Genomic DNA, 24,546 nt, shown 5'->3' on the forward strand with positions numbered 1-24,546 from the left:
CGCTTCGTCTTGAAGGCGGCCCACAGCTCTGCGTTATACCATTCTGTGTGTTTTTATTGCACCGTACGATGTCGCTTTTTTGCAGGACTCATGTTCGCATGATGACACCGCCGAATGAGTACCACCTGCCACTACTGGGTCGTATCGGGCGTACCTCGCCCACCCAGTACGGGAGAGTCGGCATGTCACAATCGAAATTGATTCACAACGCGGTAAAAGGTCTGTTCACGCAGGCGCTGCCCGGCTTGGTTCAACAGGCCAGCAGCGACCCGCATTTGATGGACGACGCGATAGAGCTCGCTTTAATGCAGCTCGGTTACGCGGACATGGTGTCTGTGTTCACCTACGCGACGGCGTACGTCAGGACGGAGGTCGAACCGTCCGACGTGTATCACCGCATCGCTGCGGAGTACCGAGACGAAGACGCTATGCGCGTCCTTGATCTCCACGTCAATCTGCTCCGGTTCGGAGATGCTCTTTCGTTTCAGGGTCGCCTGGTACACGTGCATGGAGACTGGGAGGCGGTTGAAGGAATTCCGCTTCAACCGCACCTGGGGGTTTGGCTGAACAGGGCCAAGAACCTGCTCCTTTCTTACTCTGAAGGACGCCTCCAGCTTTTGCTTGCCCCACTGTCGCCCTATCTGGACCTGGTGGTGGACACGTACAAGAGCCATCTTGTGGCCCAAGCAGAGACCCTGCAATGAGAGCGATAGATCTATTCCATCGCCCCACCAATCGTCCTCGCGAGGTGATCATCGACGATCGCGGCTTTGTTCTTCCGATCAGCCGCACTCGGCGTCTTGTCGCCCGAGAGCGTCCAGATTGGGTACACGTTATGCACTCCGAGGACGACGCGAATTACATCGACAGCCTCGCAAGGCTCATTCGCGAGAGTGCTTCAATCGCACGAGACTCTGCATCTTCGGGCACCGCTCAGTGCTCCGCGACGCAGTACGAGTTGGATCTCCATTGATCCCGCTAGTTGAGGCCTCTTCATTACGAAGAGGCCTCATTTTTTTTGTCCGGCAGGCGTAGGACTGGAGAGCCCGACAATCATTAACTCGATTGAGACTCCAATGCGGCGTCTCGATCATCGGCGGCCGCACCCTCGAAATCCGCAATGTATCGGACCACGAACTCGGCAGCGGAGGAAACCGTGGACAGCTCTGTCGCGACGACACGTTGCTCCACATCCCGCGGCACTTCCCCCTCCAAGTACCGGCGATCCACAGATACAACGATATAGGCACTGCCTAGCCATCGAATCTCCAGCCTCGACCGCCACTCTAGGACGCCAAGCGAACCGTCCAAGCGAAGCGTGTTCGCTTGCCATCTGGATCCGAACTCACGAGAAGTGAGGATCAGACCTCCGAGCTTTATGCGAGCTAGTCGAAAAGCGGCCAGGACCCATGCGCCGTTTTCGGTCGCGCACGGGCCGGTAATAGCCAGCCCGAGGCTACCACTGTCCCTTACCCTATGCGCATAGAAACCAAATCCTTGCCCTGGTGTCGATATCGGATTTACCGCAACTCTGCACGTGCGCCGCCACTCCGCTATTGCCTGCGTTTGTGCGATCGTCAATTTTGCGAGCGGCGCGTCCCCACTAAATAGCAGTTCACATTCTTCTTTCATCTTGAACTCGGATTCCGTTCGGACCTGTTTTGAATCAGTTAGCGCCTCTCGTCGGCATCACTTCGTCTGGCAGAGACCCATCAGACCATCCCAGCGTGTCTAACGTAGGCCACGCCAACTGGACACACACGCGCAGGTCGGCAATCCGCATGGCCTCATTCCGCGTCACAGGCCGACACAGCTCACCCATGATCTGTGCGTACGCCAGGATCAGCCGCATTGCTTTCTCCGAGTGAATCCTTCGGAGCCGGTTGATGATTTCCTCAGAATGACGCGTACTCTTGATTAGCCACGCCGAGTACAGGAAAACAGCGCGGTCTTCAGACAGTGGGTAGGCCATGCAGCAACTTCTGTCCCAGAGTCAACATCTCACGTCTTCCGACAGCCGTAATCATGGTCTGAAAAACCATTTTCCGTTCGGACTGCAAGTAACGCTCCACGCGCCAGAACCATCCGCGGTGAAAGCCCTCCTCGGTAGGCCTGTTGTGACGGTATGGATCGGCGGATTCCATGAGAAGGCCGTGCGCTCTTAGCGTTGCAAACAACGCAAGTTGCTTCATCTGAAGCTCCGCCGCCACTTCCGCCACGGCAAAGCAATCCCGCTGCTCTTTTGGGGTGCGATCTCGCCGTCGCTTCCATTCTGCGACGGCTGATTCGGTCCAGTAGCGCGTTCCCTTTGCTTGATGCGTCGGCGCCGGAAAAGTTTCGTCCCGAAGTGCGTCTCCAAGCTCTTTGGCTTGGAGACCTGTCGCCTCGCAGACTTCTTGTTTTGAAAGTAGACGCTCCATCTGAATCACCCTCAAGAGAACTGCCACCATGCGCAACCGCCAACCGCGCGCATAAGTTGTCGCGAGGAGCCCTGTACCACGATCACACCACTTCGCGTGATGAATGTGCGTCCTTTCGCGTAAGGCAACCAGAGAACCGGGCGCGCATGGCATGCGTCCGCGACCCCGACAACCTGCGCGATAGGATTTCGCTCAAAGAACCTACCCGACGCGCGACGCACCTCAGGCCTACCCAAAAGGCGTAGCAGCCATGACGTGCGCCGAATGCTCTCGTATGACTTCACTTCCACGACCCACCGTTGGCCATGCGCATCGGTAAGAAGAATATCTGCATCTCCGTGGCCCGGCACGGGGACGTTCTTTGTCAGCGTCCAGCCAAGTGGCAACCTGATGGTGAGCCTGCGCGCGGCTGCTCGTTCGATTCTGCGGCCTCGCCAGCTGTAGTACCTACGTCGCACCGCTCGTGCGATGACGACATAGCAGCAGACCAGAGCGGCAAAAGCCGCGAGAGCAGCCCAGGGGCCCGCCGGCAGGAGCTCAGTCATCGTGTTCCGCCATATTCCGCCGACCTCCAGCCGCTATCGGACCCCGCATTGCTGATCGGACCGAAGCGCTCAACCTGGTGGGGTCGATCACGGTCGCTCCATTGAATATGGCTGCCCCATAGATGTCCGCCAGAGTCCGGACTTCAGCCGACAGCGTAACGCCGTTCGATTCGTCGGCTTCCCGCCACGCATTGATCACCGCTTCCAGTTCACTGATTGCAATTGAGCGCATCATCGCCTCTGCTAGTGGAGCTTGGACCCACTTGAAATTCGTTCCCATGAAGGGGAAAAGATCGTCTTAACCTCCACCTCCTGAAGCTGGTACTTTTCCGCAATGGCGTCGATCGCAGCTTGGTGGCCTGCAAATACCCTTGCGCGCAGCCGAAACAACGCTTCGCGCGAAAGCAGCCCGGCCTTTTCTAGCGCGTCGGTGTAGCCCTCCAACTGATATGTCGAGCAAATCACCCCATGCACGTTCTCCTCCTTTCCCTGCTCCGCCTGAGCTTCGTAGGCGTTCAGCCACGACAAGGCAAGTGAGATCGCAGCTTTGCAGGTCTCCCCCAAGGGTTCCTGCGCGATTGGATAGAAAGCATCCTTGACGCGTCGAATCGCGGTAGCAAGGTCCGCCTCGGATGGTCCCATCACCGCTTCCGCACATATGCCAGTCTTGCTCATTTTTGGGCTTTCCCAGCCCGAATACGACATGCAAGAGAGGGATGAACAAACACTTCACGCGCTCGCTCGGCCGCAAACCTCACCTGCGCGGTAAGTTGCAAAGGCCGCGGCGACGACTCGATGAGCCGCCCAGGGGTCACGACAAGCTGAGCTCCCTCTTTTTGATCAGGCATCCTATTCTCCTTCTGTCCGTCAGCACGACTCGCCAGTTAACGTGAACTTCCACCAGCCAAGGCTTTTCTCTGCGCCGCCCAACCAATCCACGACTAGCCCCTCCCGACCGAGCGCACCTCGGTCCAACCGGCTCGCGGCGGTCTGCAACGGGTAAAGGCCAAGCTGTCGGGAAGCAGTGGCACTGAGATCCTGATCGTCCACATGCCAACAGAAGCCCTCCGCATTGGCGAGCACGATGGCCTGCGCTGCATCATCACTCGAAATGGGAAGCAGCTGTTCACTGCATGCAGGCCAGAGCCTGCGAAGAAGGTCACGGGAGACGATTGGGAGCAGCGAGCCGCTTCGAGCCACGAGTCTCATTGTCCGGAGCCTCCAGTCAGTGCCCGCAAGCGACGAAGCTCCGAACTCAGCACCGCAAGAGCCGCATACTTATCTGGCACCGACTGGGGAACCAAGAAAGTGGTCGCCACCAGTTCATCGGCGGCAAACTCCGCCATCGCGACTTCGCTCCGCGCGAAGGCACCTTTCTGGATGTTCGCAGCCACCGGGGAATTTTCGAGCGCCCGAACCTCCCGGGCTAGTATCGTAAGGGCGCGGTACTTTTCGCCTCCGCCGCCGAGTGCGCCGGTCCCGCCACCGACGGGGGGAAGTTGCTCCGCAAGCTCAAGCGCGCGCTCAACCGACATTCCAAGCAAGTGACAAACGAGGTTGGTCCCTGCTTTCGAAGCCCTCGGGGTGAACACTCGGCGAGGGCTAAGCACTTCCGGGCTCCCCAATCGGAACGCAGAATCCAGCCGCTTCGGCTTGAGCAGCGTGAGCACGCAAAATGGCCACTTCCACCGTCCCCCCCTTCCCGTAGGCGGGATATTGGTTGTTGTCTCCAGCCAGATTGACCGGCCGAACCTCCCACTCTCCGCTCTCTGTAGGCGCAAGAGTGACCCCACCCTGGAACCCGGCAAGAAAGGCGAGTGCCGCCAACACCTCGCAATCGGAAGTCTGCTGCCCTCCCGCCCGCCCGCATGTTGTGCGTTGGCTTTCCATGGTCATATGAGCGCCCTCTACTGCTATTGGCCGGAGTTGGTCACTACCGCGGCGCTGAGGATATGCGCGTCGGCGAACCGCTTGGTGAACGTCAGACGCTCATGCTTGCCTTCTCGGCCCGTTTCCCCATGGAACACTGCGACGGCCTCCCGGCGGAGATGGCAATTGTCCGGTTGGGTGGCTTGAGTTCCGTAACCCACGAACACGGCGCGGCGTCCCGAAGGCAATGTGATCGGCAATTCAGCGTTCATAGCTCTCTCCAGTGCTGACAAAAAAACTGCTTTTCCGGTGCCGCAGCCGCGGGCGACGGCACGAGAAAAGCAGCTTTACTGTGCGGCCTTCACCCGGTTGCTCGCGTTCAGCCACGCATCGAGGTCGGCCGGAGCCAAGGCGCCTGGCTTCGTGGATCCGTCCATTCCGATGAGATACGGGGTGCCCTGGATGTTCAGCTTGCGACCCAGTTCCACGTTGCGCGCCACGGGGTTGTCGCACTGGCCGGCGTTGTCAGGCTGAGCGCCACGAGCCATGTAGGCGTCATAGGCCGCCCCGCGCTGGGACTCTCCTGCACACCAGATCTTCCGGGCCACGAGGTTCGCATTGGGGTGAAGGGAGTCCAGGGGAAACAGGAAGGTGTAGATGGTGACGTTTCCAACCTGGGCGAACGCCTGTTCCAGGCGCTGGCAATACGGGCAATCCGGATCGGTGAAAAGTGCGACCTTTCTCTCGCCGTTCCCGATCACGCGAGCGAACGCATCCTGCATCGGCAGCGTATCCATCGCCACCTTCATCAGCTCAGCCCGACGGGGCGACGTGAGATCTGCACGGCCCACCATGTCATAGAGATTCCCGAAAAGGAAGTAGCGGCCGGTCTGCTCCACGTACACGAGATTCTTGCCCCACACGACCTCGAATATTCCGGGCACGGGCGATTCCGTCACGGTGCCGAGCGGGGAACCCGGGTACTTGGCTTCCAGCGTCGCGCGCACCTGGTCAGCAGCGGGCGACGCAGCTGCGGCGCCCCCGAGTAGAGAAGCAACGAGCGTGATGCTCGCGCGAAGTCCAAATCGTTTTCCCACGTCCTGTTCCTATGGAGTAATAGACATTTAGCAATATTATTGCGATGAGCGTATTTTATCCATACCCCATCATGTCAATTTTTGCACGCCACCGGACGATGTGCGTCACCTCGCCGCAATAGGTCATTACTCGCCACGGCGAGCACATAGGAGTGGGAATCATGAGTGAAACGGTCGATTTCGACGGACTTAAGCGAAAGCTCCCTGTTGCCGCGTTCTTCGAACAGGTGATGGGACTGAAGGCGAAAGCGATGCACTCGGACTCCATTAGGTTCTCCGGGTGCCCCGCTTGCGGTCTAGGACCTCCAGAGTCGGTTAGAACGAGTGTCAAAACAACCGGTGGAAAAACCCGCTGGCATTGCTTTCGCTGTGAAGAGGGCGGTGACGTCATCGACGCTGCGGCTTTCTATTGGCAGCTTGAGGTACCCGAAGCGGCGCGGCGACTCGCGGGTGGACTACCTTCGATGGGTAGCACCATTCGCAAGTGGCACATCCGCGCAACCGAGGCCAAATCCAAGGAGACTCCACGCGATGAGGCCGCTTTGCGCGAGGTATTCGCGCATATTCGGGGGAGCAAGTTGCCTCCGGACGGTCGAGTGATGGAGTACCTTGCCGGCCGCGGCATCACCGCTGATGTAGCCAAGGAAGCGATCAAGCGAGGTGTGCTGGCCACATTGCCGGGTAATCCGGCACGTGCGAAGGAATGGTTGTTCGACGTTGTCGGGCACGAACTCCTGGTCAAGAGCGGAATGTTGAGACCTGACTCCAAGGTCCCAGCTATCTGCTATCGGCCGCTGGCCTGCTTCACCCATAACGCGCGCTCCGCTGAGTTCCGATTGATTCGGAAGCCCCAGAGCGCAGAGGAGGTGAAGCTGCTTTTCTACGGTCCCATGTTTCCCTATTTTTGGGCGAACGAAGGCTCGAACGACTACACCATCGTTGAGGGTCCAATCGACTTGCTGTCGTCGATTGTTTTGGGCACGAAGAAGAACGTCATTGGCGTTCCGGGCGCGGGCCGTTGGCGTCCTGAGTGGTTCAAGAACCTTTCGGGGAAGTCAGTCCTTCTGGCTGTAGACGGTGATGAAGCTGGCCAGCGAGCTGTGCATAAGGCCAACGGCCTTCTGAAGGTCATGACTGACGTCGGGGCCAATGTGAGCGTGCTCACTTATCCCGAGCCGTTCACGTCGGTCACACCGGAAGAAGACTGGGATGTAAATGGCTTTCTCCAATGGAAGTTGTCTCAGCTGCAACAGCAGCAAAGGAACTCATCATGCGGCGAACCCAGTACCCGATAGTGAGCAACATGCCAGCCGACTATGCCAAATTCCGATTTGACGTTAGGGTTGGCTATGCGGTCTACGTGCGGAGAGACCATCAGGCCGCAATCGCCTTCTCAGGGCGAAAGAGAAAGCCTGACTTTCACCGCGCGTACCAAAGCGCCGAAGCAATGCGTCTTGACGTCGACGCCTATGTCGAGGAAATGGAACGCAAGGCAAAGGCTGTCGCCGCAAAGCTGGAGCATGCGACTTCGAACCAAGTCGGCGACATCTACCAGGCTGTTTGGGGAAGATCGACGACAGACGTGGATTACTACCAGGTAGTGTCCATCTCAGGAAAGTCGCTTTTGTGGCTTCGACCGCTGATCAAACGCCCAGGCAAACGAGGCACACACCCTTGGGTGCCTGTTCCTGGCATGTACACTGCGCCCCCGGTACGGAGGCGTGTGAGTACTGACGGGAGGGTAAAGATCGACGACGTGACCATTGCGCACAAGCTTTGGCCGGCAGATAAGCCCCGATCCTCCGTAGTTCCGAGACCGGTGCTGTATCGCGTATAAGCCAGCAAACCCTATTCCATTTGGAATAGGGTTTTTTTTTACCCGGGCCGGCCCACTCACCGCGCGTGAAGATCAGATGAGGCGATACCTCGTCCTTTTAGCGGTGCCAACGCATCCGCCAGCTTCCGGTCGAACCGTTCGGCGACAAGGCGGAGCTCGCAGAGGACCTCTTCCAGTAGCAGGTCAAACTCGTCGACGTCTGGATGAGGCCCCTCCCAAGGCTCTTCATAGTCGCCGCGATCGATATCACCGCAACCCAAAGGGCAGCAGTCCGGGTCAATTCCGTGTGTGCAATAGCCACACTCAGCCAGTTCAATCTGAACCTGTGCCAACTCCCCTGCCGTAAGGTAGCCGAAGGGCACGGCGATAGAAATCGCGAGCGACTTCATTTCGCCAGGAAGCCCAACGATGTCCTCTTCGACGGCTGCACTGAATCGTTGCTGGTACAGGTCATAGCTCAGTCCGCACCCGGCGTGGGCCATCGCCTGGAGTGATGCACAACGCGCCTCCCATGTCGCGACATCGAAGTTGACAATGTCCGTCATTGCTCCCCCTGAACGGCAATTCGACTCTCCGCCTCGAAGGCAAGGGCCCGTAGAGCGGCATGCTCCAGATCTGCGTACGTAAGCTCTATCCCCATGAAGAGCGATCGAGTCGCACCGCTCTGCGCCCCCAGGTCATGGAACACATCCCCTGGCCCGCGCATCGCAGCATCGCGAACCGCTAGGCTGAACCCGTCGGCGCACTCTTCAAGCAGACGGAGCCTGTCAAGGCTCGCCTGTTTAAGCTCGCCGTCCAGAAGCATGAAAAAGTAGCCTTTTCCGCCAGTGCGAGCGAGACGCCCCCGCAACTGGTGCAACTGTGTGACGCCGAATCGTTCGGGATGAACCACGACCATACAAACCAGCGACGGCAGCGTCACCCCGACTTCAATAAGCGTTGTACTGACGAGCAGATCGATCTCTTTCTCTCTCATCCGTTTGAGAACCTCATCCTTCTCCTCGTCCTTCATTCTCCCGTGCACGAATCCAACGCGGTCGCTGAAATGTGCGGGAAACCTACGGAACGCCGAGGTGCCGCTTGCCTGGTCGTCGTCTCCGTCCACCAATGGGTAGATCAACGCAGCCTGGCCGCCCTTAGCAATCAAGTCCTTTACAAACGCTGATAGCTGTTGGGCCTTTTCCCTCTCCACCAGTCGCGTTCGGACAAGCTTGGTGACAGGAACCTCTCGCAACTCCGACACGTCCATCCCCGCCAACCCTACCAGCGCCACGGTGCGAGGAATTGCCGTCGCAGTGACTTCCAGTAGATTTGTGGACGGACCGACCAAGGCGGCACGCTGAGCCGTCGAGAACTTCTGCTGTTCGTCAACAATCACGAGGTCGAACGCTCTGTCGCCCTTCTTTGCCCATGAGATGATCGCAGTCGTCCCGATCACCAACGCGTCATCCACGTCCTTGGGCTTGGCGCCAGCGATCATGCACACCGCCTTAATGTGCGGAAAGAATGCAACGCACTCGGAGTGGACCTGGGCGGCCAAGGGGCGACTCGGACACACGATTGCCACGCGGGCGCCAACCTCGCTGGCAGCTGCGGCGATAACCAGATACACCGCAGTCTTGCCTGTCCCCACATCGCCCGACAGCAGCCGCGCCATAGCCAAGTTCGAACTCAAATCGTCCATGATGTGCTTTACCGCCCTCCGCTGGTCCTTCGTCATTGGATAGGGCACCATCTTTATCAACTCGGCCAGTCTTTCCACAGTCAAGACAATTCGAGATTTCGGCTGATTGGTGCGTTCACGGTTCGCGCCAACCTTCCAGGCAATCGCTGCGAGGGATAAGGCGCGTGCTGCGGCCAACGATTGGGTGGCGTCGGCGAGGGAATCGGGCCAGTGTAGTTGCCTGATCAGGCTCTCCGCAGGCATGTCAATCGTCGCCCGTATGGCGTCGGCATCCATGCCTGTTCGCTGCGACAGGAGGGCGACCGCCCCCGGGATTCCGTCTGGGCCAACGCTATGCACCGCCGCCCGAATCTTGTCACCTCCTAACACCCCCTGTTTTCCTCGATAGAACGGCCGTACGCCCCCTCTTGCGTCCGCAGCGATAAATGAGGGATTGACCATGGAAGCGCGCCCATGCGACGACCTCAGTACACCTGCAACGAAGATATCGTCGCCCGGCATCACTGTCCGCCAATTCGCCATATCACCGTAGCAGTGGAAATCTGCCTCGCTACCGGCCGAGTCCGAAGCCCTTACGAACACTCGCGCCGCTTCCATGCTTTCCCGGTCGACAGGCCGCCCGCCCTGGGTCATGAAGACAATGGAGATGCAGGCCACCAAGACATATGACTCGCTGCCTTGGTTTGCCACAGGCAAGATGGTGGATGGCTGCCTGTAGTCGTGATATCCGGCCGGCGCGATGAGCAATGCTGCTTCTCGGGAATCGACCCCCGCTTTGGCCAAAGACTTCCAGAGAGCGTCAATGTGATTAACCGCAGTCGCGTTCATTCGGCCTCCTGTGTGGTTGGGCGTTGGCCCGTTTCGACGGCCGCCTTCTTGCGACGCTGCTGGGCTTCCAGGGCATGCATGACGACTCGGCTCATGTCCGCCGACGCTGTCGGATCAAGCGCAGCTAGGCCAAGCGGACGACGCCCAGGCTTGGATGTGCCAGCCTTCTTGGACTTCCCTGACGCCTCTTCTTCGGCGACAAACTGGAGCAACGCCTCTTCCTCCGCCTCCTCCTCGATGTCGGCCATGGCATCGGCGAGCGCTCGCTGCGCATCGAGATCACTTGGCCGCGCGGCCCCGGATTCGGACTCTTGCGGCGGTGTCAATTTGTCAGTTGCGCCATCCTCTGTTGGGCAGTCAGCGCTCGGACCAGCCGGTGCCCCGAACGCAGCGGCGTTCTTCTCATGGATCCAGGATTCTGATGGCGGCACAGGCAGGTGGTAGAACGACGCGGCCTTTATCACAGCTGTGGCGACGTGGTCGGCTAAGTAGGTCAGTCGTCCCAGCTCGGCCATCGTCGGTGGCGGCGAATGCATGACAATGGCTGGCGCGAAATCTGTAATGTGCTTTGTTGTCTTCCCGTGGTAGAGCCCAACGCTATACATTGGGAGGTGCGGCGAGAAAGACACGCTCCGATGCTCGGCATACAAAAGGCCTCGGTCATAGAGGGCGGCCAGGATCGCGCAAGTGATTTTGTACCGGTCAGGCCCGCTAGAGATGGTCTCACCAAGCTTTTTGAGAACCAGATTCCGCAAGTCATGTTCGCGGATGTAGATCTTTCCCTCGTGTTTCTGGCCAATCCGTATGGATGCATCTTTCTCCGGGTCTCCCGTGCCGTTGATTCGACCTGGCTCGCAAAGAACCGAGACTAGCGCCTCCCATACTTGGTCCGCGTCATAATCGTCGACCTCCTGATCTTGGCTTGCGCTAACGCCGGTCTCTTCGGCGCCCACGGCCCGATCAGCAGCTACCAGAATTCCCATTAGCGCGGCAGCACGGTCATCGACCGGAAGGCCGTACTTGTCGATAGGGAAGTCACTCGGATGATGGTAATGAGCCAGCGCAACGCTCAGCGCTTCGCGATCGTGGTCTGGTAGTTCCCAGTACTCCGGCATCCTGGACAGTAACCGCGGTGCAAGCACGTCATGCACCACGCCTTTGTCATCATCATGGCTGGTGTTTCCAGCTTCCTCCGCGTTGGCGACGATATCGCCCTGCGCGGAGACTCGATACACGAGAAGCTTGCCGATGTCATGCGCCATTCCTATAACAGCAATGAGCGGGTCTTGCGGCAAGAGCTTGTAGGCGGGGTCTTTCTTATCCAAGACCTTGAACGTCTTTCGACGACGCGCTTTTACATACACGCCGGAATACTCGAAGCCTGGCGCGAGTTCCAACGCCTTGACGGCTACTGCCGCGCAATGCTCGTGTAGCCGCCGGGATGCATGTCCGCCACGTCGATGCGACGCTGGGTAGTGCTTGTGCGCGCAGTATGTGTCCCATACCGCCAAAAGGAGGTTATGGTGTGCCGGCCAGGTGGCTTTCGCCTGCGCAATCCACATATCCAGCGCCGGAGGCAGCGCTAACCGTTCTTTTCGCGGGTCTCGGATTCTCGGTAGAGCATTGAAAGAGGTTGGGACTTCGCCGATCGAGCACTCAATTCCCAATAGTGCCGTGGGCTGGATACGAGACCGGGCCAGCTCCCGCCGGACGAAAATTGCGGCCGCGACAGTCGCCGACGACGCGAGGACGACGAGCAGCGAAGTCCGCCAGTCAAATTCCTCTGTGGCGAGGTAGGAAAGCACTCCTAGGGGGTTGTCTCCGAATTCGGCGATGGTGAGCATGACCCACCAGAACAGCGTTACGCGCGCAACGCGTAAAGGAAGTTTGTTATTTGCGCCAAGGGCCATAGCCTCAACTCCCCTTTTTGCTTAGGTCCCCGGGCTCCAAGGTGCGGGAGAAGTCAAACGGCGTGTACTTCGCCCTGCCCAGTAGCCATCTGCGCGCGAATCTGACCGCCTTAAAATGCTCATGGTCTGGCAGGCCAAATTGCTTCGCCAACTCGCTCGCCTGGTCCTCATTGGCGATGCCTTTACCGACTTGTCCAATGATCCAGTACCCGGCCGCCATAGCGTTATCGGGCTTCGTACCAACGCCTCTCTGGTACAGATACACAAGCGCATCAATCGCATCCGGATAGTTCATGGAGGCAGCCTTGCGCATCGTAATGAAACCCTGTTTCTCACGGCCGGTGTCCAGAAGCAGACGGGCATGCAGGTATGTCCCGTACGAGCTCTTCCATTTCGCCGCGCGCTCCGACCATTCCAGTGCCTCGGCCGTGCGCCCCTGGGAAAACAACAGACTCGCAGCCATCGCGGCCGCGGGGCCGATCCCATCAGCTTGTTGATAGGCCGTCAGCGCTTCGCGCGGATCCGCCTGCACGCCGCGCCCTTCCTTGAGCAGGACACCGAGGTTGTAGGCCGCAAGCGGCACCTTCTTCTTGGCTTCCGAGAAATAGGAGGCCGCACGTGCGCTGTCGCGGGGCACGCCAATACCGTTGTCGAAGGCGTATCCAAGGATTGCCTTTGCCTCCGGATTGCCACGCCGAGCCATAAGGCCAAGGCGCTCCAGCGCCTGCCGGTCGCCCGACATGTGTGCGGACCAAAGCTTGGCCGCGTCTCCCCTCGCCCCAAGTCCGTCATTGCCAATGCGAAACGCGCCTTTCACGCCGTCCGTCAGCGCCTCCATCACCCCGCTGGAGGCATGAACTGACGCCGGTGCCGATAAGCAGACCGTCACCAGGGCCATTGCAGCGAATTTCTCTTTTCGGCACGACATTCAGGCTCTCACGCAGACGATTTTGACCCTGACGATGTTAACATTTAGAGGTGTCAACTATCTGATTTATATAAATCTTATGATAAAAAATCGATCAGATCTCAACCCGATTGGTCGCGGGGAAGGCCTCCGGATGCTCTGCCGCCAGTACGTCCAACATCGAGGAACCGAGCAAGAAAAGCAGCTTTCTGACCAAATCGCACGGCTCGTTCTGACCAACCCAGACATCCGAGCGATCGCCTGGAGCGCCCTGCGGCGCTACGGGCACCTGGGAGGCGACCGACTGGAAGAGCTGTTGAGTGAACTCGCGGCGGTCGTCGTAATCCGGCTTCTACCGCGAATGCGGGATCCCGATGCCATATGGGGCGCGCTCAAGGGCTGCGCACGCAATCTCGTTCTTGACTACACGCGCAATCCCTACGATTCCGAGCTACCTTTCACGGCGGACCTGGACGACCCCAAGGTTGGGGCCGCGCTTGTCCCTGTAGAATCAGATACTCTCCGCCTCGACACGACCATGATGGCCAAGAAAGCCCACGCACAACTCGCCGCAGCGCTGGCCGCGCCCCCAGCTCGCGAAGATTGGATCCCGGTGCCGATTCCACCGCTGGACGGACAACTGCCAGGGGCGCCCGTCCCCCTGGCCGAGCTGTCCGCGCTGCCGGCAAAGCCGACACGCGCCCCCCGGACCGCGAAAATCGCATCCGCAGGGCAGCTTGAGCTGCGCGAAATTAAGACCAAGCTCCAAATGACGATTCCCGAGCTGGCGACAGCGCTGAGCAGCAATCCCAATACCCTCAGCGCGTACATGAAGGGCATCGCCCCTCTGCCGGATGAAGTGCTGGAGCGTGCACGACTGGTGTTCCGCGCGAAATTCGATCAGGTCAAGGAGCAGAACGACCGTTGGAAACAGATCGCGGGCAAGAGCGGCAGCATGGCGAAGATGATCACCGAATGGAAGGAGCGCGCAGGCGTCCGGACGAACCGTGAGCTCGCCCAGATACTCGACGTGTCCGAAACCACCATCACGCGTTGGAGCCAGGACCTCAACATCCCTCCGCCGCACCGTATGCGCAAGTACGAGGGGCTTGTCGACGCCGTCGGCGGCAACGCTGCGAAGGCCTAGGGGTGCGCCCCGCCCCTAGACAGGCCGCTACGCTCCAACACCCCCTCCATCTCGACCAACCGACCCAACTCTTGAAGCTTGGATGTCGGGGCAAACACAACGCTGTTGCCGTCCCCGATTGCCCCGCCGGTTGCTGAGATCGAGAGGAGCCCGGTTCGAAGCAAAGCGCCCCTGACCGCTTCAAAGTCGCCCCACCGAGCCGTGTCTGCCCCATAAATGTCGTGGTACACCGCCGCCCCCAACTGGACTAGGCGTGCCGTGCGCAAATCGGCGGGCATGTGCCGCAAGTACCCCGCTAGGACGACAATCTCCTCCGTCGTCAATCCGGCTAGCGTATCGGCCCAACGGTAGAACTCATCCGCATAAACGGCCTCGTGAGCAAGCTGGCCGGCGAGCACGGCCGCCAGCATGCGGAGATTGATTCGACCGACACCCTCGCGCACTGCCCGCGCGTACCGCAATGCGATGTCTGAGGACTCCTCCAGTTCAACGGCGTGCGGCGTCGCTTGTCCCGCTCGCAGTTCGTCAAGCAGGATGTCGCGAGCTTCCTCCGCTCGCCTGGCTTGTCGGGCCTGTAGCGCTGCTTTTGCCGCGGCTCCGAGCACCGACGCCCCCGGCACACAAAGCATAGAAAACGCGTCAGATATCACTGCACCGAGATAGTCGGCGACATTGCTGTCGCCAGCTGCGCGCGCGGGCGCAGCCTCGATCGTGGGCACGCCTGTCCGGTGCTTTTTGGGTGTCGTCACAACTCGCTCCTCGGGCTCCGATCGCGGTCGTTACGCCGCTCTATGCGCCTTCGCCCCCGTTAGGCTGGGCCGCTTGCTCAAGTACAGCCTTATGAATGGCAGCGAACTGGTGCGCAACCTTTCGCGCCGAACTTCCGTCGGAGTGGTACTCGGGCGAGTCCAACTCCGCACCGTAACGCTCCCGGAGGTTATCCATAACATAGTCAGGTGAGATACAGGACGCGATGGAATCATAGCTATTTCGCTGCAAGAATGAGCGGACTGGCATCCCGCTTGCCACTTCCCAACCTTCCCCGACGTAGGTGTCGAGGAACGCATCCATACTAGCTGGGTCCTGCTCGAATATCCCTCGCAGGTGCTCTTCGACCTCTGCCTTACCGCGCCCCTTCTGCCAATCCCAATAGAGCCCTGGTGCGTCCATTGCCGCCGCTAGGAAGAGCGGACCCTCCTCGCTTGCGGCACGAACCCTGCCGGCGAATAGCTCGTAGACAGCGTCGTTTGCATCGTCTGGCAAGACACGATGCGCCTCGGGCTTGTCCGGATAGTGAGTGAGCCATCTAACGCACTCGCTGCCCAAAGCCAACGGCTGCGCAGCCTCGATCACGGCCTTCACCGCATCGAGCCGGTGCCCCATCTCGATCTGCCTCATTAGTTGAGATACGAGGATGGCCGCTTGCAGGAAGGTTCCTCCCATGACATAGGGTCCACGCTCTCGCGGGAGCATATCGCCGTTCCGAACTATTGCGAGCGCCAAAGGCAGCGCCGCGATTTCGTCAACGTCCTCGGCACGGTCCCGAAGCCTCTCAATCAATCGCGGCATCGCCCGGTCGGCGTATTTGTTCAAGGTCGCGCGCTGCGCCTCCGGATCACCCGTCGCTAACGAAGCGATTAGATCGTCAATTCCGCTATCCGCAATGTCGCCTTCCGGTACCCCGTAAACAAAGTAGCGCTTGAAATAGCGGCTCGAACACAAGCGTTGCTCTGCCGTCCACTGCTTATCCCATTCCGGGCCGTACCTCATTGTGTCGACACGTGGGAAAAGCGGTACCAACAGCCGTCGTCTAACAATGTCACGCTCCTTTGCCGTAGAGAGTGGCATAGCGGCTGCCAGGACCTCATCTAAGGGCGACGGCTGGGCTTGCAGTGGGTTGCGCACAATGTCGCGAGGCTCTCCATGTAGGAACATATCTGGCTCGTCCCGTATTGCAATGTATAGCCGGGGATACAGTAGGCGTAGTCCTTCAATCAACATGAACTCGGCAATGTTCACCTCCCCCTTTACCAAGGGCAGCGAAAACAGGAGAGCGTTGATGTACTGCTTTGCGAGCCGCGGCGTTTGTAGCTTCGGCTCAAGGCCGTCGACGAACGGGCGCATAAACTTGTCAACTTGCGACTGATCGATTGATATGTTCGCTTGCTGTAAAGCGCGGTTAAGTCCTTCGAAAGTAATCTCCCGAAGACTTAGGCGGTCGGCGGGCGGCAAGTGGAGCGGCACCTGAATGATTTTTTCCAGGAATGCCCGGCCAGCTTCCGCCCCTCCCGCCCCATATCGTTCACCGAGCGCGGCAGAAACCACATCGTCATCAAACGCCAACACGTAACACGTGTACTTGAAGCTGGCCGACAACTTGACCAGCTTGAAAATCGCATGGGTCTCGTTCCTGTCCAGGCGATCGATGTCGTCGATGAGGATGACGAGCCTCTTACCGCTTTCGAGGAGCAGGGCGTCGATCTCGTCCTTCAGTTCATCAAGGCCGACCTTCGATAAGGCCTCTCCGAGATTCTTGGCAGCTTCACCCGGGTTGATCTCTACGCCTGGCAGCGCTACGGAAACAGCCGACAGGAGTCCGCCGTACTTCCCCAAAAGCTCGGCCGCTCGACCTTTGAACCCCGGTTCTTTGCCCAAAGTCTCGGCCAGCGTTGCGAAGAAACCGCGCAGAAGCGCTTCTTCGGACGGGAAGTGCCATGGGTTGAAACGTATCGCTATGGCGTTCTGGTGGGGGCCAAGCGATTCTTCCATCATTTTTAAAACGGACGTCTTTCCGTCGCCCCAGGGCCCGAAGAGGCCGATGACAATGCTCGACGGGTCCGCTCGCTTCGCTATCGTCTCAGCGATCCTGGCCGCGAATGGCGCACGCCCAAAACGGTCCTGCGTCTTCGACGCTATAGGATCATCTGAAAGATACGGACTCTCGGGTTGTTCTTTGGCCATTTCCTGCGTCGATGCGTCAGTCGTGCACGTGGTCGACGCGCGTTTCCGTCCAAAGAGGCTTCTAATCCATCTCATGGGATCCTCCAGTTCCGGAATGTTACCCAACTTGTTACCAGTTCGTCAGGCGTGTGATCGCGCTCCGCGCCCCCCGGCGGAGTGAGATCGGATCCCTAAAGAGAAACGCCCACCCTTCCGAAGAAAGGCGGGCGTGAACCGGCAAAAAGATGGCTTAGTAGGAACTAGAACGGAATATCATCGTCCATGTCAGCCAGCGAGGCGCCGGTAGATTGAGGCTGCTGTGCCGCCGGGCGGGGATTGCGTTGCTGCGCGGGCGCGGAACTAGGTTGGTCGTCGCCCCCGCCTTCGCCGCCCCCTCGTCCGCCCAACATCTGCATTTGATCGCCGACGACTTCAGTGCTGTACCTGTCCGCCCCCGTGTCCTTGTCCTGCCATTTCCGCGTCTTGAGTCGGCCCTCAATGTAGACCTGGCGGCCTTTCTTGAGATACTCGCCTGCGACCTCCGCGAGGCGGTTGTACAGAACGACTCGATGCCACTCCGTCTCCTCGCGCCGTTCCCCGGAGGACTTGTCTTTCCACTGCGACGTCGTCGCGATAGACAGATTGCAGATTGCGGCGCCGTCCGGCGAGTAGCGCACCTCGGGATCTCGCCCCAGGTTCCCAACCAAAATCACTTTGTTGACCGATGCCATTTTGATTTCTCCTTCGGAAAATGACAGATTTCGCTAGATCGGCAGGGCGGAAGTCCCTTGGCTTATCCGATCAACGGTAGGTAGACGACATCCACCGGTGGCTGGTAGCGGACTAAGTGGCAAGGTGGCGAATATGCGAATGCCGCCCCAGCACGGCAGGAATAATGGTCAACAGGCGGGCCGACTTCGGTTCAATGATGGCAACGTTGTTGTCATTGCCGCTGACCGCCAGCAACGCGCCTCCCCCAAGGAATGCGCATCCCCGGGGATCCGGCACGCCGAAGCGAAGGGATGACCGAACCTCGGGCCTGTCCCACCCATCCCACTTCATCCACAAGGTCTGCGATGCGGCGAACGTCGCGACCGAAAGGCCGAGCGAATCGCTCCTCGCAAAGCTTTGGCCACGTCGCTGCATCGTTGCCGAGGTGTCGAACTTGGTCACTACCCCCTTCAAGCGATCGACGCGGTACACGGGCAACGGCAACTCGAAGAGTCCGCTTTCGATCTCTACCGGCAGGAGCAACGCACTGTCACGGATCTGCGCCAGCGCGGGCGTAACTTGGTCAGCCTGAAAGCACGAGAGCCGCTGAGCTTGCATCTGCATGACCAGCACCGCCCCCTCTCCATCGGGGCAAAGGTGCGTGGCTACGCCGTCCGTAGGAAGCGCCCAGTTGCTTTCGACCGCCAACGTGTGTTTGTTGAGGAACGCCACGCTCGGCGCCGCCACATCGAACAGGAGATTGCATGCGCTACTCGCCGAACCGGCATTCGCCCCCAGCGGTCGATTTCCATAGTGGGCGACGGCGATCCATTCGCCGCAATCGACCACGTCATGCGGGCGTATGCCGCCCGTGGCAACGCGTGTGATTTCCTTCCCAGTGGCGTCCAGGTACAACAACCATCCCCCCTCGACCGGGGACGTCGAGGATTCAGCGGCGATAAGCGCTCCCGCGCCGTAGGCCAATCCATGGCCGCGGAACGTCACCCCAGCATATCGTCGTGACTCCCGGCTCTTGAAGTCGTTCGAGAAGATCTCGATCAACTCCCGGGCCTCATGGCCGATCGCGAGAATGTTCCCCTCGGGATTGCTCGCCGGCACAACCAGGTCATGAAGGTTCGGGGAGTCGGACGGAACATAAACGGGCGCTTCGCCGTTCACACCGAGGACAGCAATCGCGCCGCTCGCGCCGCCGCCGACGGCGGGCGGAAGCGGCGCGGTACTGTAGGAAAGGACACAAATTCGACCGTCCGGCAGTCCATCCGCGACGCGGGGCGCAATCTGCGCCGCATTGCCTCTGCTCAACGCAGGAAGACCTGCGACTAATGAAGCGCCGAGCATCTTGCCCATGGCGCGTCGACGGCCGACGAGAGCGGGCCCCTGGCGGCCGCTCATGCTTGTTGCTCGGGCGCTTCAGGCGTCGTCGACACGAGTTCCTTCGGCAGGTATTCCGTGAGCCAGGGATACAGCCCGGGCTCACCGATCAGTCCCGAATCGAAGTCAAGGCGCTCGATGTCCCCGATCGCCTTGATGATGGGCACGCGACGCACGTCGGGCTCTGCGTCTGCGTCCGGCGACGGTGTGGTCTTCACCTTCACGTACAGCTCACCCATGGCGTGAATGGCCAAGGGCCCGTTGCGCTTGGCTTTACGAATGGCCGTGTAGAACGGCCCCGCTTGGCGACCATAGATGCGTATCGGAATGCACTTGTCGGCATTTTCGAATTGCCGCAGCAGCAGCACGAGCTTGTCGCCGGTGGGCTCCTGCGTTTCTGGATGGGGCTCGCCTCGTTCGAACTCCATCGCGTGCACGAAGCCAGCCAGCCGGATAACGTTCGATCGCTTACGTTGGGCGCGGTCGATTTTGTACGTGAAGGCATCCTGTCGCCCGGGCTCTGCACCGGCCGCGTTGAGGATGGCGCCGTTCATGCGCTTCGCATAGTCGCGCAAGTCATCCCCACGCAGGTCGCGAACGCTCGGTGCCTGGAAGTGCAGCGCCTTCAAGGTGAGGTTGTATTCGCCATCAATGAGGTGGGAGCGTACCAGCGCTGTGACGGCGATCACGTCGCCCCGCTTGAAGTATTTCGGCAGACCCACGCCCTTGGTCACGTCGAACTCGAACGAGACTCGATAGTGCGGGCTCTTGTTGGAGATAAGGATCTCGCATCGGCCTGCCTCCCGGTCGGCGGAGAAAAGCTCTCCGACCAACCAGACGGCGTTCATCATCCCGTTCGTATACGCGAACGAGCGCGGAGATACTGCGGCTTCGGCAGAAAGCATGTGGGCTCCTTTCTTTGCTCGGTTCCAAGGTAAACATTGCGCGGTGCCACAATACGCGCTGTTTTTATTTCATACAATGAGGAACGAACAAAAACGACTTTTAGGGCCCAAAAATTTGGTTTAGACGCTTGACTGATGCACAATGCGTGTCAATTAGCCTGATGATATTTATTTCATCGATCGGAGACTGCGCATGGCACGCAAGGACCAAAATGCCCAATATGAACTATCCGCCTCGTCTGGCACGAAAAGGCCCCAGCGCGGGCGCCCCCGGCGCTCTTCCGCCGACGATCCTCCCCGGTCCACGGGACCGGACCATTGGCCAGGGGTACCTCTCGTACAGCGGATCCGCGAAAAGCTTGCGGATCCTCGTTGCGAACTCAATCTCACCACTCTCGCGAGTCGACTGGGCCTCACGCAAGGCGCTCTGACTGCGATTCTCACCGGCCAGCGCGCGACCCTTTCTCTCGTTCGCGATAAGGAACGGGGTGCCTGGCTGGCGGCGTGGCTTGGCATCCCACAGTTCTGGCTGCGCGTGCTCGCCGGCGACATCGACCATTCAGAACTGCGGTGTCAGATCGGGCTGGATGAGCAGCTGTGGCTCACCGCCCAGAAACTACAAGCCGACCCGAAGTGGGTGGGATACGCGCCCCCGTCCAAGCAATATTGGGATTCGCTCCCGCTCGCTCAACGTCTCTTGGTGGTGGAGCTATACGAGTGGGGATGCACGATGGAGCGCAAACTCCTGATGGCGGAGGCAGGCGTCGCGCCTGTCCACCCCGCAAAGACAAAGCAAGGCAAGTCCGACCGCGAGCCCGTTGTCCAGGAGCTTTGAGACCCGCGTGAACCGCTGTAGGAGGAGCAGTCGGGGCCGCCCGGCTCCCCTCTTGCGGCGACCATTGCCAATACGGTCATGCTAGCGATTGTTGCTCTCCTTGAGCGCCCACGTCGCCGGCGTCTTCCGCCCCCGCCGTCGGCTGTTTGCGCGAACGCTTCTCCATGGCTTCCGTGACTTGCAAGTGCGTCTCGCGGAATGCTTCGAGCGCCGATTTGCTGATTTTCACCGTGATCAAGTCGGCCTCATCTTCCAGACCCGGAATTTCGGCGGTCTCGCCCGGCAGGAACCCTTGAAGATACGGCGCGACCTTCGTCATTGCGTCGTAGAGGTTCGGCACGTATCGCGGAGGGACCTTGGGCCCAGTCGAAAGAACCTTGCGGGTCACCCTCGTTTGACCCATGGAATCCGCGATCTTGAGCCCCTCTAGGAGGCGCTCCTCCGCTTTGTCGCCGTGTGACTTGAGGAACTGGACCGCCACGGCGGCCGACACCTTGTCCTCGATCACCATCTGTCGGATTCGGCTCGGGGCGCCCATCAGCGAGAGCAAATCGTTTACGTACTGCTCGCTGTAGCCAAAACGACGGGCAATTTCGGATACCGACACCTGGTATCCGATCATCCGCTTCATCAAAATGCCCAGCTCATAGGGTGCGAGCGGCGTGCCCTCTTGGGCATTAGCCTGAGCCACAGTGAGGTCAACCATGGTCGTGCCCTTGGGCAGCACGATCATGGGAATACGCTCGATCTTCGCCCCGTGCTCCCGCGCCCATCCGGTCGCATGATATCGGGTATGCCCCTCGGTCAGGTAGAGCACATCCAGGCCGCCTTCGCGCGCGACATAGCCCTGGACGGGCTTATCCGGCGCATACCCGTTGGCGAGGATCAGGCCACCGATGTACGCGACCCGCTTCCGCCATTTTTCGTTGTTGATGCGGGGCTGCCATCCAGGAATCAGGCGGATCTGCTCATACGGCACGTTCCAGAGGTCCGAGCTCTTCGCGCCCGCGGCGTCCATGCTCGCTTTCACATTGCCTCGCACGAGCTCGCGCTCGACGGTCGTCGGCGGAAGTAGATCATCGAGCACTTGGTCATTCATGGCGTTCTCCTTGGCCTACGTGAGGCGCTGATGCAGACAGCTTCCATAACTGATGGGCCCGCTGCGGATGGGCTGGCGATGCGCACTCAAGGCGAGCAAAGCTACTTTTGAGCGATTATAAATTGCTGCTTTATTTGGCGTAAAGTATCAATTAATATTGCCGGTACCAAAAGATGTATCCACGCTCCCCGGTTGAAGCGGTGTGCCAATAAAAAACGCCCCGAACCATGGGGTGGCCGGGGCGTCAGTCTCGTCGAGTGAAGCGACTTGGAGAGAGTCGTTGACGATGCACAACGAGCGATGCATCGAGTGGAATTAAAGCATAGCTAAATCTGCTCCGTAAGGGGCGAGAACGCCAAATTTTGCGACACGACCATGCCAACCGAATTCTTCGAGCCGTCCGCGGATGGCCCAACCGCTGAGGCGTACGGCGAACTGTACGTAGCGTTCGAGCACTTCAACCGGGCCATGTTCGACGCGCAGCTCCCGCCGTGCCTGATTACGCTGCAACGGCGCAAAGGCACCTATGGCTACTTCTCCAAAGGCCGATTCGTACGGCGCGGCACGGGCGACATGGTCGATGAAATCGCATTGAACCCAGCGTACTTCGCAAGTCAGACCATCAAGAACACCCTCTCCACCCTGGTCCACGAACAAGTCCACCAGTGGCAGCGCCATTTCGGCAGCTTCAGCCGCCGCGGATACCACAACAAAGAATGGGCAGACAAGATGGAATCCATCGGACTGATCCCCTCGGATACGGGCAAGCCCGGCGGCCGCAAAACGGGACAGCAGATGGATCACTACATCGAGCCTGGCGGCGTTTTCGACTTGGCATGCGACTCGCTGCTCACCCGCGAATTCACGCTTTCCTGGCTCGATCGGTTTCCTGCCGAGCGGCTACCTGTCGGTCCTACGCCGGTTGCTACGGCCGCTCCGCCGGCCAATCCCGATGCCCTGACGACCGAACCCGCAATCACCTCGACCGCGTACCTAGGACTGGGCCGGGCCGAATCCGTTCTTGCGCTCCCCTCAGGCGACCCGGTCAATCGGTCCAACCGCGTGAAATACCGATGCGCGACCTGCCTGGCGCAAGTGTGGGGAAAACCGAATCTCAAGCTCCGATGCGGGGTCTCCATGTGCCGCAATGCCCCCTTCGAGGAATGCGATGCCACTGTGCAATGCCAATAGCACATAACGCGGTTCCCATGGCCCACAGCGCCTTTTTTGCCCCAACCTCATACGACTATGACCGCAAACAAATCCAGCACTCAATCCCTTAACGCAACCGCGCGACGTGCAGCTGCGCTTGTGATCGTATTCGCCGCTGCCCTCATATCGCTCGGTGCACTCATAGGCTGGGGCATCTCCAATCTTGATTTACTGATAGAACTTGCGACGTTTGGGCGGAGCTTCTGGGCGACCGCGTGCTTAGGTCTTCTCGGTCTGGCGCTATGTGGATGGGCAACCACAGTCGTGGAGATCGCGGAGGCCTCGGATTTCCATGGAGACAAGATCAATGCGCGGAGGAAACTTGTCATCGCCATCGCCACTGGGTGGCTCGTGGCAGTCATGTCGTGCTTGCTGCTCGGCACGACTGCTTCGACCTGGGCAGAGCTCGACATCTACCAGCAATTGGCGGCAGGCGCACTGGTAGTACTCACGACCCTTTTCGCCGTATGGCACATCCTTAATTACGTACTGCGGACCGCGCCGTAGTTCGTCGACCTCGTATTCACGCCAAGTTTCCGGAGAACTGCACCATGAGCACCACGACCGCCCCTCCCAGACAACTCACCGTCCGCGAACTCCAAGCCATCCTCAACGATTGCGATCCAGACGCGACGGTGGATTTGACCCTGCCGGGCTTCATCGACGCGAGCGATAAGCAAATAGTTGAAGATCCTGATCTGGCAAGCGATGCGTACGGCTGCGTGCCGCAGGTCGAGGTGTTCTACAAAACGGGCAAAGACATGCCCTATGAGCACTTTTTCGGCGACGACGGCGCCCCCCGACCGGGCGTAAAGCCTAATGCAGTGTCCATCGCCATCTCCCGGGACGAAATCGAAAAACTGTACCGAGACCGCAAGCGTGCCATCGAGCTGGACGCTCTCAGGTTGGAGCCGGAGCCAGCCACCGCCGACGCCGACACCGTTATCGTGGACGTGCGACTCTCGCGAGAGCTTCACACCAACATCCGTCAATTGTTGGGCCAGCTCAATGGCTCGCGCCAAGTCAAGATCGAGCAAGCCTGCACGCATGGCCTACTAACCGTTGCAGGTGCGCTGGCAATGCTTGCGGAAGACCTCGGCATGGTCCGGAGCCGGCCCGGTTCCTGGGAAGGCTCAAACATGGCCCAGGTGCTCGCTTCACACGGCTACGACAATTGAGCGGCGTCCTAACCGGCTCGCCCGCGCATT

General features: G+C 59.6%; 23 protein-coding genes. 7 read left to right on the forward strand and 16 right to left on the reverse strand.

The window, feature by feature from the left end; genetic code table 11:
* Positions 1–182: 182 nt before the first annotated feature.
* Entirely contained in the window at positions 183–704 is a 522-nt protein-coding gene (locus tag KYT87_RS21815; RefSeq protein WP_063589215.1) for a hypothetical protein, read from the forward strand.
* 1,248 nt (positions 705–1,952) lie between these two features.
* On the opposite strand, the gene KYT87_RS21820 is transcribed toward KYT87_RS21815, so the two are convergent.
* The 6 genes from KYT87_RS21820 to KYT87_RS21845 form a co-directional block, all read right to left on the reverse strand.
* On the reverse strand, positions 1,953–2,450 hold the full coding sequence (locus KYT87_RS21820; RefSeq protein ID WP_172802444.1) for a phage antirepressor KilAC domain-containing protein: 498 nt from the start codon (positions 2,448–2,450) through the stop codon (positions 1,953–1,955).
* Complete coding sequence (locus tag KYT87_RS30075; RefSeq protein WP_156517930.1) at positions 2,432–2,965, reverse strand: NERD domain-containing protein; 534 nt, start codon at positions 2,963–2,965, stop codon at positions 2,432–2,434. Before KYT87_RS30075 ends, KYT87_RS21820 begins: the two co-directional genes overlap by 19 nt.
* On the reverse strand, positions 2,958–3,245 hold the full coding sequence (locus tag KYT87_RS30080) for a DUF3717 domain-containing protein (protein WP_370638725.1): 288 nt from the start codon (positions 3,243–3,245) through the stop codon (positions 2,958–2,960). Before KYT87_RS30080 ends, KYT87_RS30075 begins: the two co-directional genes overlap by 8 nt.
* Positions 3,209–3,640, reverse strand: coding sequence for a hypothetical protein (locus tag KYT87_RS21835; RefSeq protein ID WP_063589211.1), 432 nt, complete (start codon positions 3,638–3,640; stop codon positions 3,209–3,211). The genes KYT87_RS30080 and KYT87_RS21835 overlap by 37 nt, the downstream gene beginning before the upstream one ends.
* A 1,238-nt stretch (positions 3,641–4,878) precedes the next feature.
* On the reverse strand, positions 4,879–5,106 hold the full coding sequence (locus KYT87_RS21840) for a hypothetical protein (protein WP_063589064.1): 228 nt from the start codon (positions 5,104–5,106) through the stop codon (positions 4,879–4,881).
* Positions 5,107–5,181: 75 nt separating this feature from the next.
* Positions 5,182–5,931: a DsbC family protein gene (locus KYT87_RS21845; protein ID WP_063589063.1), complete on the reverse strand. Its 750-nt coding sequence runs from the start codon at positions 5,929–5,931 to the stop codon at positions 5,182–5,184.
* Positions 5,932–6,092: 161 nt separating this feature from the next.
* On the opposite strand from KYT87_RS21845, the gene KYT87_RS21850 reads away from it, so the two are divergent.
* Positions 6,093–7,226, forward strand: a complete 1,134-nt coding sequence (locus KYT87_RS21850) for a toprim domain-containing protein (RefSeq protein WP_175154767.1) — start codon at positions 6,093–6,095, stop codon at positions 7,224–7,226.
* 598 nt (positions 7,227–7,824) lie between these two features.
* Here KYT87_RS21850 and KYT87_RS21855 read toward each other — a convergent pair.
* The 4 genes from KYT87_RS21855 to KYT87_RS21870 are packed head-to-tail and all read right to left on the reverse strand — an operon-like array spanning position 7,825 to position 13,088.
* Complete coding sequence (locus KYT87_RS21855) at positions 7,825–8,313, reverse strand: hypothetical protein (RefSeq protein WP_063589061.1); 489 nt, start codon at positions 8,311–8,313, stop codon at positions 7,825–7,827.
* Positions 8,310–10,280: a DEAD/DEAH box helicase gene (locus KYT87_RS21860; RefSeq protein WP_063589060.1), complete on the reverse strand. Its 1,971-nt coding sequence runs from the start codon at positions 10,278–10,280 to the stop codon at positions 8,310–8,312. The genes KYT87_RS21855 and KYT87_RS21860 overlap by 4 nt, the downstream gene beginning before the upstream one ends.
* Entirely contained in the window at positions 10,277–12,190 is a 1,914-nt protein-coding gene (locus KYT87_RS21865; protein ID WP_219990834.1) for a hypothetical protein, read from the reverse strand. The genes KYT87_RS21860 and KYT87_RS21865 overlap by 4 nt, the downstream gene beginning before the upstream one ends.
* A gap of 4 nt (positions 12,191–12,194) precedes the next feature.
* A complete protein-coding gene (locus KYT87_RS21870) occupies positions 12,195–13,088 on the reverse strand; it encodes a tetratricopeptide repeat protein (RefSeq protein ID WP_219990835.1) in 894 nt (297 codons plus the stop codon).
* A 163-nt stretch (positions 13,089–13,251) separates the two neighbouring features.
* Between KYT87_RS21870 and KYT87_RS21875 the strand changes: the two genes are divergently transcribed.
* The gene (locus KYT87_RS21875; protein WP_219990836.1) at positions 13,252–14,244 is read left to right on the forward strand and encodes a hypothetical protein; all 993 of its coding nucleotides are present in this window, start codon (positions 13,252–13,254) and stop codon (positions 14,242–14,244) included.
* Here KYT87_RS21875 and KYT87_RS21880 read toward each other — a convergent pair.
* The 5 genes from KYT87_RS21880 to KYT87_RS21900 form a co-directional block, all read right to left on the reverse strand.
* On the reverse strand, positions 14,241–14,993 hold the full coding sequence (locus KYT87_RS21880) for a hypothetical protein (protein ID WP_175155046.1): 753 nt from the start codon (positions 14,991–14,993) through the stop codon (positions 14,241–14,243). The two genes, KYT87_RS21875 and KYT87_RS21880, sit on opposite strands and share 4 nt — an antisense overlap.
* A gap of 40 nt (positions 14,994–15,033) precedes the next feature.
* The gene (locus tag KYT87_RS21885) at positions 15,034–17,205 is read right to left on the reverse strand and encodes a P-loop NTPase fold protein (RefSeq protein ID WP_219990837.1); all 2,172 of its coding nucleotides are present in this window, start codon (positions 17,203–17,205) and stop codon (positions 15,034–15,036) included.
* Positions 17,206–17,444: 239 nt separating this feature from the next.
* Positions 17,445–17,915 (reverse strand): single-stranded DNA-binding protein, encoded by a 471-nt coding sequence (ssb, locus tag KYT87_RS21890; RefSeq protein WP_063589053.1) that lies wholly within the window; start codon positions 17,913–17,915, stop codon positions 17,445–17,447.
* Positions 17,916–18,027: 112 nt separating this feature from the next.
* The gene (locus KYT87_RS21895; protein ID WP_219990838.1) at positions 18,028–19,308 is read right to left on the reverse strand and encodes a hypothetical protein; all 1,281 of its coding nucleotides are present in this window, start codon (positions 19,306–19,308) and stop codon (positions 18,028–18,030) included.
* A complete protein-coding gene (locus tag KYT87_RS21900; protein WP_219990839.1) occupies positions 19,305–20,192 on the reverse strand; it encodes a hypothetical protein in 888 nt (295 codons plus the stop codon). The genes KYT87_RS21895 and KYT87_RS21900 overlap by 4 nt, the downstream gene beginning before the upstream one ends.
* Positions 20,193–20,385: 193 nt before the next feature.
* On the opposite strand from KYT87_RS21900, the gene KYT87_RS21905 reads away from it, so the two are divergent.
* Positions 20,386–21,027 (forward strand): hypothetical protein, encoded by a 642-nt coding sequence (locus KYT87_RS21905; RefSeq protein WP_156517920.1) that lies wholly within the window; start codon positions 20,386–20,388, stop codon positions 21,025–21,027.
* Between the two features lie 76 nt (positions 21,028–21,103).
* On the opposite strand, the gene KYT87_RS21910 is transcribed toward KYT87_RS21905, so the two are convergent.
* Complete coding sequence (locus KYT87_RS21910) at positions 21,104–22,126, reverse strand: hypothetical protein (RefSeq protein WP_063589050.1); 1,023 nt, start codon at positions 22,124–22,126, stop codon at positions 21,104–21,106.
* A 375-nt stretch (positions 22,127–22,501) separates the two neighbouring features.
* On the opposite strand from KYT87_RS21910, the gene KYT87_RS21915 reads away from it, so the two are divergent.
* The 3 genes from KYT87_RS21915 to KYT87_RS21925 are packed head-to-tail and all read left to right on the forward strand — an operon-like array spanning position 22,502 to position 24,516.
* Positions 22,502–23,317: a SprT-like domain-containing protein gene (locus KYT87_RS21915; protein WP_175155049.1), complete on the forward strand. Its 816-nt coding sequence runs from the start codon at positions 22,502–22,504 to the stop codon at positions 23,315–23,317.
* Between the two features lie 57 nt (positions 23,318–23,374).
* Positions 23,375–23,845, forward strand: a complete 471-nt coding sequence (locus KYT87_RS21920; protein ID WP_175155050.1) for a hypothetical protein — start codon at positions 23,375–23,377, stop codon at positions 23,843–23,845.
* Positions 23,846–23,889: 44 nt separating this feature from the next.
* A complete protein-coding gene (locus tag KYT87_RS21925; protein ID WP_219990840.1) occupies positions 23,890–24,516 on the forward strand; it encodes a hypothetical protein in 627 nt (208 codons plus the stop codon).
* Positions 24,517–24,546 lie beyond the last annotated feature (30 nt).

Origin of the sequence: Achromobacter sp. ES-001 (assembly GCF_019448355.1) — a bacterium.
Taxonomy (GTDB): Bacteria; Pseudomonadota; Gammaproteobacteria; order Burkholderiales; family Burkholderiaceae_B; genus Achromobacter; species Achromobacter spanius_B.

Bases quoted from the DNA above. Each gene is read 5' to 3' on its own strand.
- KYT87_RS21815 (WP_063589215.1), top strand. From the start codon at position 183: ATGTCACAATCGAAATTGATTCACAACGCGGTAAAAGGTCTGTTCACG.
- KYT87_RS21820 (WP_172802444.1), bottom strand. From the start codon at position 2,450: ATGGTGGCAGTTCTCTTGAGGGTGATTCAGATGGAGCGTCTACTTTCA.
- KYT87_RS30075 (WP_156517930.1), bottom strand. From the start codon at position 2,965: ATGACTGAGCTCCTGCCGGCGGGCCCCTGGGCTGCTCTCGCGGCTTTT.
- KYT87_RS30080 (WP_370638725.1), bottom strand. From the start codon at position 3,245: ATGGGAACGAATTTCAAGTGGGTCCAAGCTCCACTAGCAGAGGCGATG.
- KYT87_RS21835 (WP_063589211.1), bottom strand. From the start codon at position 3,640: ATGAGCAAGACTGGCATATGTGCGGAAGCGGTGATGGGACCATCCGAG.
- KYT87_RS21840 (WP_063589064.1), bottom strand. From the start codon at position 5,106: ATGAACGCTGAATTGCCGATCACATTGCCTTCGGGACGCCGCGCCGTG.
- KYT87_RS21850 (WP_175154767.1), top strand. From the start codon at position 6,093: ATGAGTGAAACGGTCGATTTCGACGGACTTAAGCGAAAGCTCCCTGTT.
- KYT87_RS21855 (WP_063589061.1), bottom strand. From the start codon at position 8,313: ATGACGGACATTGTCAACTTCGATGTCGCGACATGGGAGGCGCGTTGT.
- KYT87_RS21860 (WP_063589060.1), bottom strand. From the start codon at position 10,280: ATGAACGCGACTGCGGTTAATCACATTGACGCTCTCTGGAAGTCTTTG.
- KYT87_RS21865 (WP_219990834.1), bottom strand. From the start codon at position 12,190: ATGGCCCTTGGCGCAAATAACAAACTTCCTTTACGCGTTGCGCGCGTA.
- KYT87_RS21870 (WP_219990835.1), bottom strand. From the start codon at position 13,088: ATGGCCCTGGTGACGGTCTGCTTATCGGCACCGGCGTCAGTTCATGCC.
- KYT87_RS21875 (WP_219990836.1), top strand. From the start codon at position 13,252: ATGCTCTGCCGCCAGTACGTCCAACATCGAGGAACCGAGCAAGAAAAG.
- KYT87_RS21885 (WP_219990837.1), bottom strand. From the start codon at position 17,205: ATGGCCAAAGAACAACCCGAGAGTCCGTATCTTTCAGATGATCCTATA.
- ssb (WP_063589053.1), bottom strand. From the start codon at position 17,915: ATGGCATCGGTCAACAAAGTGATTTTGGTTGGGAACCTGGGGCGAGAT.
- KYT87_RS21895 (WP_219990838.1), bottom strand. From the start codon at position 19,308: ATGAGCGGCCGCCAGGGGCCCGCTCTCGTCGGCCGTCGACGCGCCATG.
- KYT87_RS21900 (WP_219990839.1), bottom strand. From the start codon at position 20,192: ATGCTTTCTGCCGAAGCCGCAGTATCTCCGCGCTCGTTCGCGTATACG.
- KYT87_RS21905 (WP_156517920.1), top strand. From the start codon at position 20,386: ATGGCACGCAAGGACCAAAATGCCCAATATGAACTATCCGCCTCGTCT.
- KYT87_RS21910 (WP_063589050.1), bottom strand. From the start codon at position 22,126: ATGAATGACCAAGTGCTCGATGATCTACTTCCGCCGACGACCGTCGAG.
- KYT87_RS21915 (WP_175155049.1), top strand. From the start codon at position 22,502: ATGCCAACCGAATTCTTCGAGCCGTCCGCGGATGGCCCAACCGCTGAG.
- KYT87_RS21920 (WP_175155050.1), top strand. From the start codon at position 23,375: ATGACCGCAAACAAATCCAGCACTCAATCCCTTAACGCAACCGCGCGA.
- KYT87_RS21925 (WP_219990840.1), top strand. From the start codon at position 23,890: ATGAGCACCACGACCGCCCCTCCCAGACAACTCACCGTCCGCGAACTC.